This is a genomic window from Methylobacterium crusticola (assembly GCF_003574465.1).
In the GTDB taxonomy this organism is placed as follows: Bacteria; Pseudomonadota; Alphaproteobacteria; order Rhizobiales; family Beijerinckiaceae; genus Methylobacterium; species Methylobacterium crusticola.
Genome location: NZ_QOWC01000463.1, coordinates 1 through 1,377 on the forward strand (window position 1 = coordinate 1; position 1,377 = coordinate 1,377).

At 62.1% G+C, this 1,377-nt stretch carries 2 protein-coding genes and 1 pseudogene; 1 reads left to right on the forward strand and 2 read right to left on the reverse strand.

The features are described 5' to 3' along the window. Positions 1–68: 68 nt before the first annotated feature. Complete coding sequence (locus DT057_RS35865) at positions 69–218, reverse strand: hypothetical protein (protein ID WP_162501621.1); 150 nt, start codon at positions 216–218, stop codon at positions 69–71. Positions 219–460: 242 nt separating this feature from the next. Here DT057_RS35865 and DT057_RS34905 point away from each other — a divergent pair, with 242 nt between their 5' ends. Then, complete coding sequence (locus tag DT057_RS34905) at positions 461–1,015, forward strand: PAS domain-containing protein (protein WP_128566557.1); 555 nt, start codon at positions 461–463, stop codon at positions 1,013–1,015. Between the two features lie 188 nt (positions 1,016–1,203). On the opposite strand, the pseudogene DT057_RS37145 reads toward DT057_RS34905, so the two are convergent. Then, a pseudogene (locus DT057_RS37145) lies at positions 1,204–1,377 on the reverse strand (MBL fold metallo-hydrolase); the annotation flags it as partial.

Consider the following 1,377-nt stretch of genomic DNA (forward strand, 5'->3'; position numbering starts at 1 on the left):
GCAGGAGGGCGGCGCCTGCGAGGATGGTCGAGGTGAGGATCACGGTCGCAGCCTCCCGGACAGGCCACTCAGCCGATGTACGGCCACGCCCGCAGCGGGCATGTCGTCTCGATGACGCTATTCTCCTGCGACGCGCCAGGAGCCGCCTGGGCCGGGACCAGGTGGCACCAGCCGGTCAGGATGGCGGCGGCAGTGATGATCCGGATGATGTTCAGCATGGTTAATCCCCCTTGGCGATCGTTGACAACCGTTCGTGGAGCGGATCTCTAAAGCTGAGCCATTGCCTGTTGATTGCGCAAAATGTTGCGTGGTTGGGAGAGATTGGCGGTTCCAAGGCCTCTGACTTCCCCCGTCTTACGCAAGGCCAAGAAATCTTTCATCGCCGTCGTGTCGCGTTGACGCTATCTCATCAGTGCGTGGAGTTCGTTATCCTGCACGACTCGAAAGGGGGGCGCTACGAATGATCTTCGTCTCGAATGCGAGCGGGGGCGTAAGCTATGTCAGCCCAGAGTGGTGCGCCTTCACCGGGCAATCAGCAGCCGAGGCCGTCGAACATGGATGGTTTCGCTGCGTGCACCCGGACGACTACGAGTCCGCCGTCAGTTTCCTGCGCCGCGCCCGTGACCAGCAGAGCGAATACAGCCTCCGTCTCCGCCTGCGGCGCGTTGACGGGAGCTACACCTGGGTCGTGATCGGGGCGGTTCCCTCCTTCGGACCGCCCGACCGTGCCTTCCTGGGCTATCTCGGTTCGCTGACGGAGATCAGCCCGAGTGGCTCAGAGCCGCTGACCGCTTATGGTACACTGGCACACTTCGTCCCACCGCCGTCGCATCCCGCAACGCCGCCCGGTTCACCACTTGAACTGGTGGCCGATCATCTGCTGATGGCGCACGGGCTCATTGAGCAGGACGGTGCCAAAGAGATGCTTCCGGTGCTGAGGCACGCTTTATCGGTGGCGGGCATGTTGCTTGCCCGCGACGCGCCATCGGCAGATCCGGCCAGTCGCTTTCATTAGGGAGGACATTAGCTCGAGTATTGCACCAAGCTTGGGCAGGGGAGATCGCCCGCGGGTTCGCGATCGAGCTCTGGCGCGTCGATCGGATCGGAGTCGTCCGATGAACCTCGGCTTCACCGTCCAGCGCATTCGCGGCACGCCGAGCGCCCGCATCAACTTGGGCCGGCGCGCCCTCTCGCTAGATCCGCTCAAACACCTTCGTAGACGAGGCGCGTAAACAAGGCAGGGCCAATCACGAACTGGCCCCACTTCGCATCGTAAGCAGCTGTGGGTTTCGCAGCGATAGTGTCATCAAGTGATCTACCCTGCGCTTTAAGTGTCGCTACGTTATTCCGAATTGCCGTCAGCATGTCGTGGTATGC